Below are 1,046 nucleotides of genomic sequence, written 5' to 3'. Positions count from 1 at the left end.
CGGGCTGGCGGGCGATCGACGCCGCCGAGGTCGCGCGTGGCGGCGAGGCCCGGCCGCGGGTGAAGTTCACCTCGGTCCCGGACATGCTGGCCGCCGCGGCGAACGCACCAACACCACCGCTGCACCAGCGGCTGCTGGCCGGATTGTGGCGCTAGCCTCGACCTTTCAGCGGCAGACGGCCGCGGCCTACTGCTGCTGCTTCATCGCCTCTTCGATCTCCTCCATGCTGACCTCGCGCATGGGCTGACCCATCGACCAGTAGTGGCCGAACGGGTCGCGCAGCACCCCGTAGCGGTCCCCCCAGAACGCGTCCTCGAGAGGGGACAGCACGGTGGCGCCGGCATCGACGGCGCGCTGGAACTTGGCTTCCACGTCGGTGACCGTCAGATGGATGGTCACCGGCGTGCCGCCCAGCGAGGTGGGCGTCATCGACTTGCCCTCGGTCATCTCCGGGAAATCGTCGTTGAGCATCACCATCGAACCGTTGATGTTCAGCGCGGCGTGCACGAGTTTGCCGTCCGGACCGGGCACCCGTCCGTACTCGGTGGCGTCGAAGGCCTTGACGTAGAAGTCGATCGCCGCGGCGGCGTCGTCGACGACCAGGGACGGGGACAGTGCGGGTTGCACTTCGATGGCCATGGGGGGCTCCTTCTGGTTCGGTGGTGTCCATGGTGACTGCCGGCACCGACAAAACTCACCGCGAGACGACGGTTGTTGACGCCGCCACCCCGAACTTCAGGTCAACAACCGTCGTCTCGGCGCACGCCTCAGACGACGGAGAACGACGCAGGCAGCGGTGCGCGGCCGGTCAAAGCCATCAGCAGCGTCTCGCCGTCACCGAGCGTGACGGCGGTGTCCGCGGCCAGCCGGACCGCGGCGGCAAGGACGTCGCGGGGCAGCGCGTGGTCGAGCCCGACGGCGCGGGCGATGTCGAGGCCGTGCACGGCCAGTTCGAACGTGCGGGTCGGGAGGTAGTTGGACAGCCGGATGCCCTGTCCGCCGATCACCTCGATCAACCGGTCGTCGGCGCCGTCGAGATCGCGGCG

The 1,046-nt window shown here is 69.1% G+C and carries 1 protein-coding gene and 1 pseudogene; both read right to left on the bottom strand.

All coding sequences use genetic code 11. The features are described from left to right. Positions 1-186: 186 nt before the first annotated feature. Positions 187-639 (bottom strand): VOC family protein, encoded by a 453-nt coding sequence (locus tag Q2100_RS20955; RefSeq protein ID WP_302915608.1) that lies wholly within the window; start codon positions 637-639, stop codon positions 187-189. Positions 640-767: 128 nt separating this feature from the next. Beyond that, positions 768-1,046, bottom strand: a pseudogene (locus tag Q2100_RS20950) (mycothiol maleylpyruvate isomerase); the annotation flags it as partial.

The organism is Mycolicibacterium arseniciresistens, from assembly GCF_030519285.1.
In the GTDB taxonomy this organism is placed as follows: Bacteria; Actinomycetota; Actinomycetes; order Mycobacteriales; family Mycobacteriaceae; genus Mycobacterium; species Mycobacterium arseniciresistens.
This window is presented reverse-complemented; position numbering and strand designations above follow the sequence as displayed.